The organism is Streptomyces sp. Ag109_G2-15, assembly GCF_900215565.1.
GTDB classification, from domain to species: Bacteria; Actinomycetota; Actinomycetes; order Streptomycetales; family Streptomycetaceae; genus Streptomyces; species Streptomyces diastatochromogenes.
In genome coordinates this window covers 529,909-546,229 of sequence record NZ_OCNI01000001.1, presented here as the reverse complement: position 1 = coordinate 546,229, position 16,321 = coordinate 529,909, and the positions used below count along the sequence as shown (strand labels likewise).

General features: G+C 70.2%; 9 protein-coding genes. 5 read left to right on the top strand and 4 right to left on the bottom strand.

Annotation, left to right across the window (positions count from 1 at the left end; translation table 11 throughout):
• Positions 1 to 5 precede the first annotated feature (5 nt).
• The 3 genes from CRP49_RS02250 (at position 6) to CRP49_RS02240 (ending at position 10,316) form a co-directional block, all read left to right on the top strand.
• Positions 6 to 9,410, top strand: a complete 9,405-nt coding sequence (locus tag CRP49_RS02250; RefSeq protein WP_097251926.1) for a non-ribosomal peptide synthetase — start codon at positions 6 to 8, stop codon at positions 9,408 to 9,410.
• A gap of 46 nt (positions 9,411 to 9,456) precedes the next feature.
• Entirely contained in the window at positions 9,457 to 9,669 is a 213-nt protein-coding gene (locus tag CRP49_RS02245) for an MbtH family protein (protein ID WP_097251925.1), read from the top strand.
• A gap of 266 nt (positions 9,670 to 9,935) precedes the next feature.
• Positions 9,936 to 10,316 (top strand): winged helix-turn-helix domain-containing protein, encoded by a 381-nt coding sequence (locus CRP49_RS02240; protein WP_244201831.1) that lies wholly within the window; start codon positions 9,936 to 9,938, stop codon positions 10,314 to 10,316.
• 120 nt (positions 10,317 to 10,436) lie between these two features.
• On the opposite strand, the gene CRP49_RS02235 is transcribed toward CRP49_RS02240, so the two are convergent.
• From CRP49_RS02235 to CRP49_RS02225, 3 genes are all read right to left on the bottom strand, one after another.
• Positions 10,437 to 11,624 (bottom strand): erythromycin esterase family protein, encoded by a 1,188-nt coding sequence (locus CRP49_RS02235; protein WP_097251924.1) that lies wholly within the window; start codon positions 11,622 to 11,624, stop codon positions 10,437 to 10,439.
• A 132-nt stretch (positions 11,625 to 11,756) separates the two neighbouring features.
• Complete coding sequence (locus CRP49_RS02230) at positions 11,757 to 12,581, bottom strand: ABC transporter permease (RefSeq protein ID WP_097251923.1); 825 nt, start codon at positions 12,579 to 12,581, stop codon at positions 11,757 to 11,759.
• Positions 12,578 to 13,576, bottom strand: coding sequence for an ATP-binding cassette domain-containing protein (locus CRP49_RS02225; protein WP_097251922.1), 999 nt, complete (start codon positions 13,574 to 13,576; stop codon positions 12,578 to 12,580). The genes CRP49_RS02230 and CRP49_RS02225 overlap by 4 nt, the downstream gene beginning before the upstream one ends.
• 131 nt (positions 13,577 to 13,707) lie before the next feature.
• Between CRP49_RS02225 and CRP49_RS02220 the strand changes: the two genes are divergently transcribed.
• On the top strand, positions 13,708 to 14,457 hold the full coding sequence (locus tag CRP49_RS02220) for a TioE family transcriptional regulator (RefSeq protein WP_097251921.1): 750 nt from the start codon (positions 13,708 to 13,710) through the stop codon (positions 14,455 to 14,457).
• Between the two features lie 44 nt (positions 14,458 to 14,501).
• Entirely contained in the window at positions 14,502 to 15,308 is an 807-nt protein-coding gene (locus CRP49_RS02215) for an SDR family NAD(P)-dependent oxidoreductase (RefSeq protein WP_097251920.1), read from the top strand.
• 6 nt (positions 15,309 to 15,314) lie between these two features.
• Here CRP49_RS02215 and meaB read toward each other — a convergent pair whose 3' ends face one another.
• Entirely contained in the window at positions 15,315 to 16,319 is a 1,005-nt protein-coding gene (meaB, locus tag CRP49_RS02210; RefSeq protein ID WP_097251919.1) for a methylmalonyl Co-A mutase-associated GTPase MeaB, read from the bottom strand.
• Positions 16,320 to 16,321: the final 2 nt, after the last annotated feature.

Here is a 16,321-nt window from a genome sequence, read left to right as displayed (position 1 = left end):
GCACCATGATTCCCCTCTCTTACGCGCAGCGGCGGATGTGGTTCATCAACCGCTTCGAGGGCCCGTCCTCGACGTACAACATCCCGCTGCTCCTGCGGTTCCACGGAGCGCTCGACACGGCCGCGTTACGTACGGCGTTCCAGGACGTGATGGTCCGCCACGAGGTCCTGCGGACAGTCTTCGACGACGTGGACGGACAGCCGTACCAGCGCATCCTCGACCCCGCCGAGATCGAGCTGCCCTGGCAGGACTGGGGCCGGGTGGCGCCCGACCGGGTGCCGGGTGTGGTGTCGTCGGTGGCCGGCAGCTGGTTCGACCTGTCCGTCGACGTACCCCTGCGGGGCTCCGTCGTGCAGTGCGGTGACCAGGAATTCGTGCTGGTGCTGGTCATTCACCACATCGCCGGTGACGGTGGATCGCTGGCGCCGCTGGCCCGGGACATCTCGACGGCCTACCGGGCGCGTGTGGCCGGGAACGCTCCGGAATGGTCCGAGCTGCCCGTGCAGTACGCGGACTACGCGCTGTGGCAGCAGGAACTGCTCGGGGACGAGTCCGATCCGGAGAGCGTCCTGTCGGTCCAGGCGGGCTACTGGCGCGAGGAGTTGGCGGGGGTCTCGCGGCCGCTGTCGCTGCCCCTGGACCGGCCCCGACCCGAAGTGGCGAGCTTCCTCGGCGACTCCGTGGAGATCGGGCTCCCGAGCGAGGTGCGGGCGCGGGTCGAGGATCTGGCGCGGGCCCGTGGCGTGACGGTGTCGATGGTGTTCCAGGCCGCGCTGGTGATGCTGCTGCACCGGCTGGGCGGCGACGAGGACATCACGGTCGGGGCCCCGATAGCGGGCCGCACGGACGAGGCCCTGAGCGATCTCATCGGGTTCTTCGTCAACACCTGGGCACTGCGGGTCCGGGTGACCGCGGACCGGTCCTTCGACTGGGTGCTGGAACAGGTCCGGCAGAAGGCGCTCGCGGCCTACGACAACCAGGACGTGCCCTTCGAGCGGCTGGTGGAGCTGCTGCGGCCGGAGCGGTCGACCGCCCATCACCCGCTGTTCCAGGTCGTGCTCGCGTGGCAGAACAACGCACGACCGGAGCTGGATCTGCCCGGTGTGGCGGTGTCGATGGAGCCCGTCCCGACGGGCTCGGCGAAGTTCGACCTGTTCTTCAACCTGGCGCCGGACGAGGCCGGCGGATCCGTCGTGGGGGAGATCGAGTACGCGACCGACCTCTTCGACCGTTCGACGGTGGAGGGATTCGCGGCGGGGTTCCTGCGGGTGGTGGAGCAGGTGGTGGCCGACCCGCAGGCCACCGTCGGCGCGCTCGAGATACCGGCCGAAGCACAGCGGGAGCACGGCACCGCGTCCGTACTGCCGTCGGGCGCGCTCGACGCGGATGAGCGCCACAAGATCCTGGTCGAGTGGAACGACACGGCCCGTGACTTCCCCTGCCCGGGCCCGGTTCACCTGCTCTTCGAGGAGCAGGCGAGACTACGGCCGGACGCGATCGCGCTGCGCTGGGCCGGCGGAACCATGACCTACGGCGAGTTGAATCAGCGGGCGAACCGGATCGCCTGGGACCTCAAGGAACGCGGCGTCGGCCCACAGACCGTCATCGGGGTCGGCATCCGCCGCGGCCCGATCATGATCGCCGCGGTGTTCGGCGTGCTCAAGGCCGGCGGCGCCTACCTGCCCCTGGAACCGTCACTGCCGGCCGAGCGCGTCGCCGACATGCTCGCCGACGCCGGAGCGACCACGGTGCTGACCACCTCGGACACCGAACGGTGGGCAGTCCCGGAAGGCGTCGAGGTCATCGAGGTGGACGGGGCCGAGGCGACACAGGCGGCGCTTCCCGATCCGGAACCGGTCGCCGGACCCGACAACACCGCGTACATCATCTTCACCTCCGGCAGCACCGGAAAGCCCAAGGGCGTCGAGGTCACCCACCGCCCGGTGCACAACCTGCTCAACTGGTGTTACCGCACCTTCGACTTCGGCTCCGACGACGTGGCCCTGTGTGTCACCTCGCTCGGCTTCGACCTCTCCGTCTTCGACATCTTCGGTCTCCTGGGCTGCGGCGGCGGCCTCTACATCGCGGACGCCAGCCAGCAACGCGACCCCCAGCTCCTGCTCGACGTTCTGCTCACCGAGCCGATCACCTTCTGGGACTCGGTGCCCACCACCCTCAACCAGGTGGCCTCCCTGCTCTCCGGGAACACCGGGTACGAGGGAACCGACGACCTCCGCCTGGTCTTCCTCTCCGGTGACTACACGCCGTTGTCCCTGCCGGACGAGGTCCGCAGGGTCTTCACCGGCGCCGAGATCATCAGCCTCGGCGGCGCCACCGAGGCGACGGTGTGGTCCAACTACTTCCGCGTGCGCGAGATCGACCCGGACTGGCGCAGCATTCCTTACGGCCGTCCCATCGACAACGCGCGCTATTACGTCCTCGACGAGGACATGGAGCCGTGTCCGGTCGGTGTCGAGGGCGATCTGTACATCGGTGGGGACTGCCTGTGCGTCGGCTATGTCAACCGGCCGGATCTGACGGCGGAGCGCTTCGTCCGCGATCCGTTCAGCGAGCGGGAGGGTGACCGGCTCTACCGGACCGGTGACCGGGCCAGCTTCTTCCCGGACGGGAACATCTGCTTCCTCGGCCGCGCCGACAACCAGGTCAAGCTGCGTGGATTCCGCATCGAACCCGGCGAGATCGAGCACACCCTGGCCCGCCATCCGGCTGTCCGCCAGGCCATCGTCACCGCGCGGGAGGATCAGCCGGGCGACCTGCGCCTGGTCGCGTACGTCGTCGCCGACCCCGAAGCCGTGGACAGCGCGGGCGGGGCGGACGAGCAGGTCGGCGAGTGGCAGGAGGTCTACGACCACGCCTATCTGGACGCCGGTGACCGCGAGTTCGGCGAGGACTTCGTCGGGTGGAACAGCTCGTACACCGGTGAGCCGATCCTGCTGGAGGAGATGCGTGCCTGGCGGGATGCGGCGGTGGACCGCGTGCTGTGCTGGTCGCCGAAGCGGGTCCTTGAACTCGGTGTCGGCTCGGGTCTGCTGCTCGCACATATCGCGGGGCGGGTGGAGGAGTACTGGGCCACGGACTTCTCGGCGCAGGTGATCGAGCGGCTGCGGCAGCAGGTGGCGGAGGCGGGCCTGGCGGAGCGGGTCGAGCTGCGGTGCCGGGCGGCCGACGACCTCTCGGGACTTCCCCGGGGCCGATTCGACACCGTGGTGGTCAACTCGGTCGTGCAGTACTTCCCGAACGAGCGGTACCTGGAGCAGGTCCTGAACGGCGCTTGGGAACTGCTCGCGCCGGGTGGCCGGATCGTCCTCGGCGACATCCGGCGGGCGGCGTCCCTGCGGGTCCTGCAGACGGGCGTCCAGCGGGCCAAGCACCCGGATGCCACACCGGCCGTGCTGGCCAGCGCGGTGGAGCAGGCGGTGCTGCTGGAGAAGGAACTCGTCATCGACCCGGAGTGGTTCCTGCGCTGGGCCGACCGTGCCGGGGGAGCCGCCGTCGACGTGCGGGTCAAGGAGGGCAGCGCCCACAACGAGCTGACCCGGCACCGCTACGAGGTCGTGCTGCACAAGTCGGGTGACGTGTTGTCCTTGGCGGCCGTCCCCTCCTTGGTGTGGGACGGAGACCTCGATCGCCTCACCGACCACGACGAAGCAGTCGTACGCATCACCGGCGTCCCGAACGCGCGCCTGACCGAAGAGGCCGCGGCAGCACGCGAGTTGGGCCAGGAGGACTCCGGCGCGCCGACGGTCCCGCCGCTGGACCCGCCCGCGATCCGCACGTGGGCCGAGCGGCACGGATGGGAAGCGCTCGTGACGCTCTCGGCGACCGCGGTCGACCAGGTGGACGTGCTCGTCTTCCGGGACGGCCCGGTGGCCGGCCGGATCCTGACCGGGTCGTACGTGCCAGGGCAAGGGGACCGGGCGCCGGTCAACAATCCCGCGGTCGCGAGCGGCGTCACCGCGCTGCTGCCCACCCTGCGCGCGCACCTCCGCGAGACCCTGCCCGAGTACATGGTGCCGTCCGCGATCGTGCCGATCGGCAGTGTGCCGCTGACGGACAACGGCAAACCGGACCGGCGCGCGCTGCCCGTGCCGGACTACTCGGCGGGCAGCAGCGGCCGCGCTCCGTCGACACCGGAGGAAGAGTCGCTGTGCGCGCTGTTCGCCGCGGTGCTCGGACTCGACCGGGTCGGGGTGGACGACAACTTCTTCACCATCGGCGGTCACTCGCTGCTGGCGACCAAGCTGGTCAGCCGTATCCGAGCCGAGCACGGCGTGGAGATCCCGATCCGGATCGTCTTCCAGGCACCCACGGTCGCCGAGCTGGCGGCACACCTCACGTCTCTGAGAACGGTCCGCCCGCCCCTGCTGCCCCAGGACCGGCCGGAGCGGCTTCCGGTCTCCTTCGCCCAGCAGCGGCTGTGGTTCATCCACCGGTTCGAGGGGCCGTCGGCGACGTACAACGTCTCCCTGGCCCTGCGGATGCGCGGTGACCTCGACACGGCCGCACTGCGCCAGGCCGTGCACGACGTCGTGGTGCGGCACGAGTCGTTGCGCACTGTCTTCGGTGAGGCGGACGGGCAGCCGTACCAGCAGATCCTGGAGCCGACCGCGATCCAGGTGCCCTGGGAGGAACGCGAGGTCACCGAGGCCGAACTCCCCGACACTCTGCGGGAAGCGGCGCGTCTGCCGTTCGACCTGGCGGCCGAGATCCCGATCCGGTCCTGGCTGTTCCGGATCAGCGAGCTGGAGTCGGTGTTCCTGATCGGCGCGCACCACATCGTGGCGGACGGCTGGTCGGCTCTGCCGCTCGCGCAGGACCTGACCGCGGCCTACGAGGCCCGCCGTGACGGCCGGCAGCCGGAGTGGGAACCGCTGCCGGTGCAGTACGCGGACTACACGCTGTGGCAGCGGGAGTTGCTGGGGAACAGTGACACCCCGGGGAGCCTGTACCGGCGTCAACTGGACTACTGGACAACCCACTTGGCCGACCTGCCTGAGTCCATCGACCTGCCTGCCGACCGCTCACGGCCCGCTGTGGCGTCGTACGCCGGTGATCTGGTGCCGCTCGAACTCGACGAGCAACTCACTGAGGGTGTGCGGCGGTTGGCCCGGGAGACCGGTGCGACGGTCTCGATGGTGCTGCAGGCGGGGCTGGCCGCGATGTTCACCAGGCTGGGCATGGGCACGGACGTGCCGATCGGTTCGCCGATCGCGGGACGCACCGACGAGGCGCTCAACCGTCTGGTCGGCTTCTTCGTCAACACCTGGGTCTTGCGCGCGGACACCTCCGGCGACCCGGGCTTCGCCGAACTCGTCAGCCGAGTACGGGAGATGAGCCTCGCCGCGTACGACCACCAGGACATTCCCTTCGAGCACCTGGTCGAGGTCCTGAACCCGGTGCGCTCGCCGGCCCACCACCCGCTCTTCCAGGTGTGTCTGGCGCTGCAGAACAACGCGCGGCCGGAGTTCGCCCTGCCGGGCCTGGTGGTGTCCGAGGAACCCTTCAGCATGGGCACCTCGCGCTTCGACCTGTTCATCAGCCTCACCGAACGGGACGACGCCGGCGCGCCGGCCCGGATCGAGGGGTTCGCGGAGTACGCGACCGAGCTGTTCGACGCCGGGACGATCACCACGATGCTCGACCGATGGCTGCACTTCCTGCGCCAGGTGGTCGCCGCCCCGGACACACCCATCGGGGCCGTGGACATCCTCGCCGACGGCGAGCGTGCGGCGCTGGAACGGTGGGGCGGCCAGGGCCGGGACGCCGGGTTCGGGGCCGGCACCGTTCACCAGCGGTTCGCCGCAACGGCCGCCGCGACCCCGGACGCGACCGCTCTGGTCTCCGCGGACGGCGCGTCCAGCTGGACCTACGCCGAACTGGACCGCTGGTCCAACCGCATCGCCCACCACCTCCGGGCACGCGGCGCCCGCCCGCACACCCGGGTGGCGCTCGTACTCGAACGCTCGCCCCTGCTCGTCGCCGCGATCCTCGGGGTGCTGAAGACGGGCGCCGCCTACGTGCCGGTCGACCCCACCTATCCGCCCGAGCGCATCGAGTTCATGGTCACCGACCTCACCCCCACCGTCGTAGTGGACGAAGGTCTCGCCGCCGAGGACCTCGACGGGTGTCCGGACTCGCCGCTGGAGGCCGACGGCGTCGGGGAGCACAGTGTCGCGTACGTGATGTACACCTCCGGCTCCACCGGCCGCCCCAAGGGTGTCGAGGTGACCCACCGGAACGTGGTCGACCTCGCGCTCGACGCCTGCTGGGCCACCGGTGCCCACCGCCGCGTCCTGGTCCACTCACCGCACACCTTCGACGCGTCGACGTACGAGCTGTGGGTGCCGCTGCTCGGGGGTGGCACCGCTGTGGTGGCACGCGCCGGAAGGCCGGACACCGCGGAGCTGGCCAGGGTCGTCGCCGAGCGGGCGGTGACCGGGCTGTGGCTGACCGCCGGGCTCTTCGCCGTGATGGCCGAGCAGCACCCGGAGTGCTTCACGCACGTCGCGGAGGTGTGGGCGGGCGGTGACGTGCTCTCGCCGACCGCGGTCCGCCGGGTCCTCGACACCTGTCCCGGCCTCACCGTGGTGAACGGGTACGGCCCGACGGAGACCACCACGTTCGCCGCCCGGTACCGGGTGTCCTCGGTGGACCGGTGCACCGACCCGCTGCCGATCGGCGAGCCCATGGACGGCAGCCGGCTGCTGGTCCTGGACGAGCGGCTGCGGCCGGTGCCGACCGGTGTGGTGGGTGAGCTGTACATCGGGGGCGACGGAGTGGCCCTCGGGTACGCGGGCCGGCCGGGCCTGACCGGCGAGCGGTTCGTCGCCGACCCGTTCGGGCCGCCCGGGGCGCGCATGTACCGCACCGGCGACCTGGTGCGCTGGAACACGGCCGGCAGCCTTCAGTACGTGAGCCGGGCCGACGACCAGATCAAGCTCCGCGGCTTCCGGGTGGAGCCGGGCGAACTCGAAGCGGTGCTGCGGGAGCGGGAGGGCGTGGCGCACGCGGTCGTCGCCGTACGCCGGGACCGCCTCGGTGAACGCAGCATGGTCGCCTACGTGGTGCCCGACGCGTCCGCCTCCACCGGCCGGGACGCGGTCGAGCAGGTCGGCGAGTGGCGTGAGATCTACGACGAGATGTACGGCGGCACAGCGGTGGACCCGGGCGGGGTCGGCGAGGACTTCACCGGGTGGAACAGCTCCTACACCGGCCGGCCCATCCCGCTGCCCGAGATGCGGGCCTGGCGCGAGGCCGTGCTCGGGCGGGTGCGCGCCCTGCGGCCGCGCCGGGTGCTGGAGATCGGCGTCGGCTCGGGCCTGCTGCTGGGACCGCTGGCGCCGGAGGCCGAGGAGTACTGGGGCACCGACTTCTCCGCCCCCGTCATCGAGCGGCTGCGCGCCCAGGTCGGCGCCGACCGGCGGCTCTCGGACAAGGTGTCGCTGCGCTGCCAGCCGGCCGACGACCCGGACGGCCTGCCGACGGGGTTCTTCGACACGGTGATCCTCAACTCGGTCGTGCAGTACTTCCCGGACGCCGACTACCTCAGCCGGGTGCTCGACCTCGCGATGGACCGGCTCGCGCCCGGCGGACGCATCGTGATCGGTGACGTCCGCAACTACCGCACCCTGCGGATGTTCAGCGCCGCCGTCCACCGTTCCCGGCAACCGGACGACGGCCCGGCGGCCGTGCGGGCCGCCGTCGAGCGGGCGGTGCTGGGCGAGAAGGAACTGGTCGTCGACCCGGGCTACTTCACCCGCTGGGCCGGGGCGCGTCCGGAGGCCGTAGCCGCCGACATCCGTCTCAAGCAGGGCAGCCACCACAACGAGCTGACCCGCCACCGCTACGAGGTGGTACTGCACAAGGAGCCCACCCGTTCCCTGCACCTGGCGGACCTGCCCACGGTGGTCTGGGGAGCGGACGTACGGGAACCGGCCGACGTGGAGACGGCGTTGGCCCGGCACGGCGGCCAACTGCGCCTGACGCGCATCCCCAACGCCAGGCTGGCCGGTGAGTGGGGCGCCCCGGTCGAGTCGGGGGGCACGCTCGACCCGGCCGAGCTGGAGGCGTGGGGCGCCGCACGAGGGCTCGCGGTGTACTGCACCTGGTCGGCCCAGGCGGCGGACTGCTTCGAGGCGGTCGTACTGCCCGACGTCGACGCCCTCTGCTGCGACGGTGTCTACCGGCCGGCCGACGCCCCCTCGTCCCGTCTGGTGAACGTTCCCGCGGTGTCCCGCCGTGTGTCCCGGCTGCCCTCGCGGCTGCGGGAGGAACTCGCGGGCCGGCTCCCGGAGTTCATGATGCCGAGCGAGATCATCGTCCTCGACCGGCTGCCGCTCACCGAGAACGGGAAGGTGGACCGCGCCGCGCTGCCCGAGCCCGACCCGACCGGCGGCGACTACCGCGCCCCGCGCACACCGCGCGAGGAGGAACTCGCCGGACTCTTCGCCGAGGTGCTGGGCCTGGACCGGATCGGGATCGACGACGACTTCTTCGCCTGCGGCGGCCATTCCCTGCGGCTGACCCGCCTGGTCTGGCAGATCCACGAGAAGCTGGGCGTGGACGTGCCGATCCGGACGGTGTTCCAGTACCCCACGGTGGCCGAGCTGGCGGCGCAGCTGTCCGCGGACACACAGGTGGGCTTCGAGGACCCGTTCGCCGTACTGCTGCCGATCCGCACCGAGGGGGACAGGCCCCCGCTGTGGTGGCTGCACCCGGGCGGCGGGCTGAGCTGGCCCTACCTGGGCTTCGCCCGGCACATCGACCCGTCCTGGCCGCTCTACGGCATCCAGGCGCGCGGCTTCGACGGCACCACACCGCCGGCGAACTCCATCGAGGAGATGGTCGACGACTATCTGGCGCAGGTGCTGGAGGTCCAGCCGAGCGGCCCCTACCACCTGCTGGGCTGGTCCTTCGGCGGCACCCTGGCGCACGCCATGGCGGCCGAACTGCAGCGCCGCGGACACGAGGTGGCGCTCCTGGCCCTGCTGGACGCCGCGCCCTCCAGCCACTTCGCCGATCTCGAAGCGCTCGACGAGGCCATGGTGCGCCGATTCCTGGCCAATTACATGGGACATCTGGCCGGAATGGAGGAATACCCGACCCTGGTCGCCACGGCCTCGTCCATCTTCGTCGGGGAGATGGAACAGATGCGGCGGTTCACCTCGCCGCGGTACCACGGCGATGTCGTCTTCTTCAACGCACTCCTCGACCCGGAGACCCACGACAAGCGGCAGCTCGAGGTGGAACTCGAGGTGCTGTGGCAGGAGTACGTCGACGGCCGAATGCAGCGCATTGACATCCCCTGCGCGCACAACGAGATGTACTGGCCGCGTAACGCGGCTGAAATCTGTCGTGTCATCAACCAGATTCTGCGCGCAGCGCAATGATCTGGCCCAAACCCTTGACCGGTGGAACGAGATCTGGAGGATTAGGGTGAGTATCAATCCGTTCGACGACGAGAATGGCCAGTTCTACGTGCTGGTCAACGACGAGGAGCAGCACTCGCTGTGGCCCGCATTTTCCGAGGTGCCGGCCGGCTGGCGCGTTGTCTTCGGTCCGGCGGGACGGGTGGAGAGCGTCGCCTATGTGGAGGAGAGCTGGACCGACATGCGGCCCCGCAGTCTCCGAGAGGCGATGAACCGGTAGGTCGCGCGCCGTGGTGCAAGGCGCACGCTGGGGGCGGGCCGGAATGGGCCGGTACCGCCTCCCGGTTGCAGGCCGAACAACCTAACATGGCATAGAGACATGGACCTGACCAATCCATGAGCGTCGACGGGGAGGCTTGTGCTGTGGCTGGCGCAAACAGCGACGTAATGTTCGTCCGATGGCCGGCACAAACGGATCTGCGGAATCGATGTAGGAGGGAGGGGGTGCCCCGTCTTCTCGTCGTCGAGGGAGGTGCACGACCTCCCGTGTGCAACGATCCGTTCGAGGACTGGGTTCGTGCGCCCATATCTCGAGAGGATTTGGACGCCCGTGTCAGGGCGTTACAGAACCGGCTCGACAGCCGCCAGGTTCCGACCCTCGATTCGGCCGGAACGCTGTGTTTCGGCCCGCATTCGATCACTGTTTCGAATGCCCAGACCGAATTGATGGAGCTGCTGATCGAGCACTTCGGTGAGGTCGTGTACCGGCACGAACTCACACAGCGGCTCGCCGACCGGGTTCCGATGCCCACGAGAAACTCGCTCGACCTCCACATCATGCGGCTCCGCCGCCGCCTGTCCCCGATCGACCTGGTCATCCGGACCGCATGGGGACGCGGCTATGTGCTGGAGAACGCGGCCGCCTGAGGGCGTGCGCCGCTACGACACCGCGTGCCGCAGCCGGGCCACGCGGTGTCGAGCCAAGAGAACATCACCCAGATGCCGGCCGACGCCCCGACAGTTCCGTCGGCGCGTCGCCGTGACCGATCATGACGTGACCGCCAGCGCGGGCAGGAGTGCGTCCTGCGACTGCCGGGCGGCGGCCGTGCCGTCGCTGATGTGCAGGACCGCGTCGGCTCCCTCCAGGATCGTCCGGTCGAGCGGGCGGTAGCCCTGGCGCGGAGTGATGTCGGTCCGGGTGCGGGCGGGAGCGTCCATGACGTCCGCTGTCAGCTCCCAGGCGGTGGTACGGCTCTGCAGCAGGCCCTCGTAGGTGTCCGGCTCGGGGTCCAGGAGCCCGAGAGCCTCGCTGCGGCCCAGGCTGCCGGCGACGAAGGCGTACTGCTCACCCATCAGCGGTCCCAGGACGGTGCCGGCGCCGTGCCAGTTGAGGTCCAGGTCCGCCTGGCACCAGGTGCTCAGGTCGCGCTGGAAGTGGAGGTTGTGGCCGAAGACCAGCGTCGGGCCCCGCCGTGCCTCGACACTGCGGACGTCGAGGAGGCTCTGGGCGATGAGCGCGTCCCGGGTGGCCAGCAGGCGGGAGATCCGTGCGGCGTGTTCGAGGCTCTGCGCACACTGCTTGTGATACCGCAGCAGGCCGAGGCCGGCCATCAGATGCGTCCTGGCCCTGAGCCACTTGGCGTGCGAGTCCGCCGCGGCCGGCTCCGGTGCGCGGGTGTGGAGCAGGGCGAGCATGGCGTCGGCGATCGAGCGCACCTGCTCGGCCTCGACCGTGCCGCCGAGCGACATGGCCGGGTCCATCACCGCCTCCGTACGGCTCCAGCCCTCGTCGTCGCCGAGGAGTTCCGCGAGGTCGACGCCGAGTTGCAGGTAGTCGCGGGTGTACTCGAGATAGCGTCGCGGGCTGGGCGCGCTGTGGTTCTCCGTCGGGGTGTCGAAGCCGTGGAACGCCAGGCGCTCCTCCGCGGGCCGGGTCTGGTTGTAGTCGCGCATCCAGGCGATCAGCTGCCGGTTGGGCTCCAGGTCCCCGAAGTCGTGGGAGAAGCCCTCGCGCAGGACCGTGTCGAGGCTTCCGGCTCCCCCCTGGACGAAGTCGTTCACGTCGAGGGCGGCCACGCGATCGGTTTCGAGGGCGATCGACCGGAAGCCACGCTCGACCAGCTGGACGAACAGCTCGTTGCGCACCCACCCGAAGGCGGGCTCCTGGTGGGTCGGCTCACCGAGCGCCAGCAGGTCACACGAGGGCACGGTGAGGTCGTGCAGGTTCTTTCTCATGTGTCTCAATTGAACCATTGGAAGACCGGTTGAGACTTCCAGCGCTACGGCCCCTCAAAGGAGGATCAACCACGCTGGAAAGTCTCAAACCGTCGATCAACCGGTGGGTCAGCGGAACAGCGGGTCGGCGGGTCAGCGGGAGCTTGCCGCGTACTTGCGCACCGAGAGCGGAGCGAAGACCACGATCAGGCCGATCGACCAGGCGATCGTCTGGAGGACGTAGCTGCCCGCCGGGCCACCGCTGAACAGTGCGCGCAGCGCGTTGACGGCCGCGGTCATGGGACTGTGGGCGGCGTAGGCCTGGAGCCATCCCGGCATCGTGCCGGTCGGCACGAACGCCGAGGAGATCAGGGTGAACGGGAAGATCCACACGGCGCCGGCCGCCTGGGCGGCCTCCGCGTTGGGCACCGACAGACCGATGAAGGCGCCGAACCAGGACACCGCGTAACCGAACAGCAGCAACAGCAGCATGCCGCCCAGCGCCGGAAGGAATCCGTTGAGGAACCGGAATCCGACGAGCAGGCCGATGAGCACCGTCACGGCCACGGTGACGGCGTTGCGGAAGATCTCCGACACCGTGCGGCCGACGAGTACGGCGGAGCGGCTCATCGGCATCGAACGGAAGCGGTCCATCAGACCTTCGCGCATTTCCGTGGCGATGCCGATGGTGGTGCCGGCGGCCGAACCGTAGAGCGCCATCTGGACGAAGATGCCGGGCAGCAGGAACTGGGCGTAGCGTCCGCCCCCGATGTTGATCGCGCCGCCGAAGACGTACGTGAACAGCAGGATGAACATGACCGGTTGGAGGAGCGAGAAGCTCACCAGCTCGGGGCTGCGCAGAGTGTGCCGGATGTTCCGCAGCGTCATCTCCCACACATCGGACAACCACCAGGAGACTCCGCCGTGCGGCTTCGTGTCCGCTCTGCCGCTCTGCAAGGTCAGGGCCGTGGACGTCATGACCGCTCGGTGTCCTTCCCGTTGGTGTCCTTCCCGCTGTTCTGCTGGTCGGTCCTGTGCTCGGCGGAGCGACCGGTGACGGCGAGGAACACGTCGTCGAGGGTGGGGCGGCGGACCGCCACGTTGGCGATCGCGACACCGGAGCCCTTGAGCAGATGCAGGAGATCGGGCAGCGTGCCGCCGTCGGCCAGCGGTGCGTGGACCACCAGCGTCTCGGGGTCGGCGACCGGCTCGGTGCCCAACCGCTCCCGCAGGAGTCTCGTGGTCTCCTCCAGGGCGGCGCCGTCGATGAGCGTGATGCCGACCCAGTCCTGGCCCACCTGCGCCTTCAGCTCGTCCGGCGTGCCGCCGGCGATGACCCTGCCCTGGTCGATGACGGACAGCGAGTCGGCGAGCTGGTCCGCCTCCTCCAGGTACTGCGTCGTGAGCAGCACGGTGGTGCCCTCGGCGACCAGTTCGCGCACCATCTGCCACACCGCCATGCGGCTGCGCGGGTCCAGGCCGGTGGTCGGTTCGTCGAGGAAGATGAGCCTGGGGCGTGCCATCAGGCTCGCTGCGAGGTCGAGCCTGCGGCGCATGCCGCCCGAGTACGTCTTCGTCTGCCGGTCGGCCGCCTGGCCCAGATCGAAGCGCTCCAGCAGCTCGCTCGCCCGCGCCCTGCTGTCGGACTTGGACAGCCGGAACAGCCTGCCGATCATGTGCAGGTTCTCGCGCCCGGTCAGTAACTGGTCGACCGCCGCGTACTGACCGGTGAGACCGATGATGGACCGTACGCGCCGCGGGTCGCTGCGCACGTCGATGCCGAACACCTCGGCCGTCCCGTCGTCCGGGCTGATCAGGGTGCTCAGGAGGCGGACCGTGGTCGTCTTGCCCGCGCCGTTGGGGCCGAGCAGACCGTGTACGGTGCCCTCCGGCACCGTGAGTTCAAGGTGGTCGAGTGCCATCACCGAGCCGAAGCTCTTGCACAGTCCAGCCACTTCGATCGCTGCTGGCATTTACCGGATTTCCTTTCCGAGCTGAGACGATTTCAGAACTTCCCTGCTCCTGATGCTTAAGCGTATACCTGCAATCCCGATGGAAACTTTGTAAGAAAAGCCCCTGCATTACTGCGCTAAAGTCTCAAACCATGGATCACCTGCGCCCCACCGACCTGGCCCGTGAGCACGGCATCTCGACCCAGGCGGTCCGCAACTACGAGCGGGACGGGTGCATCCCGCTCGCCGAACGCACGGCGTCCGGCTACCGGGTCTACACCGAGGTGCACGCGGCGGCCCTGCGTGCCTATCTGGCGCTCATCCCGGCGCACGGTTACGCCGTGAGCGGGCAGATCATGAGGGCGCTCAACACGGGCGAACTCGACGCGGCTCTCACGGCCGTCGACCGCAGTCACGCCCAACTGCTGCGCGACCGGGGCACCCTGGACGTGGTCGGACAGGCTGTGGCGCACCTGACCACCAACCCGGAAACCGCCGCACAGGCGCCGGTGAGCAGCGAGACCTTCAGCATCGGCGAACTGGCGCACCGCCTGGGCGTCACCGCGGCGACGCTCCGCAACTGGGAAGCGGCGGGCATCCTCGTCCCCGACCGCGCCCCGGTCACCGGACACCGCACGTACGGCGCCCCCGACATCCGCGACGCCGAACTGGCCCATCTCCTCCGGCGCGGCGGCTATCAGCTGGACCAGATCTCCACCGTGGTCCAGCAGATCCGCACCGCCGGCGGCACCCAGGCGCTGTCCGCCGCCCTCGACGACTGGCGGCAACGCCTGACCGTCCGAGGCCTCGCGATGCTCAACGCCTCCGTCCAACTCGCCCGCTACACAGCCCTCCTCGACCTCACCCCACCCGAGCCGCTGACCCACCCGGACACCGCCTAGGCTCGGACGCGCTGTGTGATCTCGGCTGAGGGGGCTGAACTTCGGTGTCGGACAAGCGCGTTGTCATCGTGACCGGTGGAGGTACGGGCATCGGGGAGGCCACCGCCCGGCTGCTGCGCGAGGAGGGGCACGAGGTGGTCGTCTCCGGTCGGCGGGCCGAACCCCTGCGGCGCGTCGAGCGGGAGACCGGGGCCCTCGCCCATCCCGCCGACGTCGGGGATCCCGCGGCGGCCGAGAGTCTCGTCCAGGCCGCTCTGGCCGCGCACGGCCGGCTCGACGGGCTGGTGCTCAACGCGGGCATCGGGCGCGGCGGAGCCGTGGGTGACCTGTCCCTGGCGGACTGGGACGAGGTGATGCGCACCAACGTCACCGGCCCGCTGCTCCTGCTGCGCGCGGCGATCCCGCACCTGCTGGAGAGCCGAGGGGCGGTCGTCGGCGTCGCCTCGGTCTCCGCACTGCGCAACGGCACCAGCAACGCCCCCTACGCCACCTCCAAGGCGGCCCTGCTCCAGCTCTGCCGTTCCGTCGCCGTCGACTACGGGCGGCAGGGGGTGCGTGCCAACATCGTCTGCCCCAGCTGGGTGCGCAGCGAGATGGCCGACCGGCGCATGGCACGCTTCGCCGAGGAGACGGACCTGGGCGACGGGGGCCTGGACGCCGCCTACGAGGAGGCGACCAGGCTGCTGCCCCTGGGGCGGCCGGGCGAGCCGCGGGAGATCGCGGAGGCGATCAGCTGGCTGCTGTCCCCGGCGGCGTCGTACGTCAACGGCGCCGTACTCACCGTCGACGGTGGAGCGACGGCCCTCGACCCCGGGACGCTCGCCTTCGACTTCCACATCGCGCCACGCTGAGAGGCTTCACCCGTCGGCTGCCGAAGCCGGCCCTCCCTCGAACGCCGCCAGGATGCGTTCCGCCGCCAGTGTCGCCGTCAACGTGCCGTCCCTGACCTGCTGTTCGAGGGTGGGGGCGGCCTCGCGAACACCCGGGTGCGCGTGCAGGCGGCCCAGGAGTTCGTCGCGGACCATCGACCAGGCCCAGTCGACCTGCTGGTCCCGCCGCTTGGCGGTGAGCCGGCCGGTGGAGTCGAGGAGCGTGCGGTGCTGTTCCAGCCGCTCCCACACCACGTCCAGACCGGACGACTCGCGGGCGCTGCAGCTCAGCACCGGCGGATTCCAGAACGCGTCCTTGCCGTGCATCAGGCGCAGCGCGCCCGCCAGTTCACGGGCGGCGGCGCGGGCGTCGCGCTCGTGGGGGCCGTCGGCCTTGTTGACGGCGATGACGTCGGCCAGCTCCAGGACGCCCTTCTTGATGCCCTGGAGCTGGTCACCGGTGCGGGCCAGGGTCAGGAGCAGGAAGGAGTCCACCATGTCGGCGACCGCGGTCTCGGACTGGCCGACGCCGACGGTCTCGACGAGGATCACGTCGTAGCCCGCCGCCTCCATCACCACCATGGACTCGCGGGTGGCCTTGGCGACCCCGCCCAGGGTGCCCGCGCTGGGGGAGGGGCGGACGAAGGCGTTCGGGTCCACCGCCAGGCGTTCCATCCGGGTCTTGTCGCCGAGGATCGAGCCGCCGGTACGGGTGGAGGACGGGTCCACGGCGAGTACGGCCACCCGGTGGCCCTGCGAGGTCAGCAGCGTGCCGAACGCGTCGATGAACGTCGACTTGCCCACGCCCGGCACCCCGCTGATGCCGATCCGCCGCGCCCGGCCGCTGTGCGGGAGCAGCTCGGTGAGCAACTCCTGCGCCAGCGCCCGGTGCTGGGGTCGGGTGGACTCGACGAGCGTGATGGCGCGGGCCACCAGGGCCCGCTTCCCGTCGAGCACACCCTTCACATACGTGTCGAGATCGATCGCTGCCATGC

Excerpts from the sequence above, each read along its gene's own strand:
- CRP49_RS02235 (WP_097251924.1), bottom strand. The coding sequence starts at position 11,624 with ATGAGAAAGAACCTGCACGACCTCACCGTGCCCTCGTGTGACCTGCTG.
- CRP49_RS02230 (WP_097251923.1), bottom strand. The coding sequence starts at position 12,581 with ATGACGTCCACGGCCCTGACCTTGCAGAGCGGCAGAGCGGACACGAAG.
- CRP49_RS02220 (WP_097251921.1), top strand. The coding sequence starts at position 13,708 with ATGGATCACCTGCGCCCCACCGACCTGGCCCGTGAGCACGGCATCTCG.
- CRP49_RS02225 (WP_097251922.1), bottom strand. The coding sequence starts at position 13,576 with ATGCCAGCAGCGATCGAAGTGGCTGGACTGTGCAAGAGCTTCGGCTCG.
- meaB (WP_097251919.1), bottom strand. The coding sequence starts at position 16,319 with ATGGCAGCGATCGATCTCGACACGTATGTGAAGGGTGTGCTCGACGGG.
- CRP49_RS02250 (WP_097251926.1), top strand. The coding sequence starts at position 6 with ATGATTCCCCTCTCTTACGCGCAGCGGCGGATGTGGTTCATCAACCGC.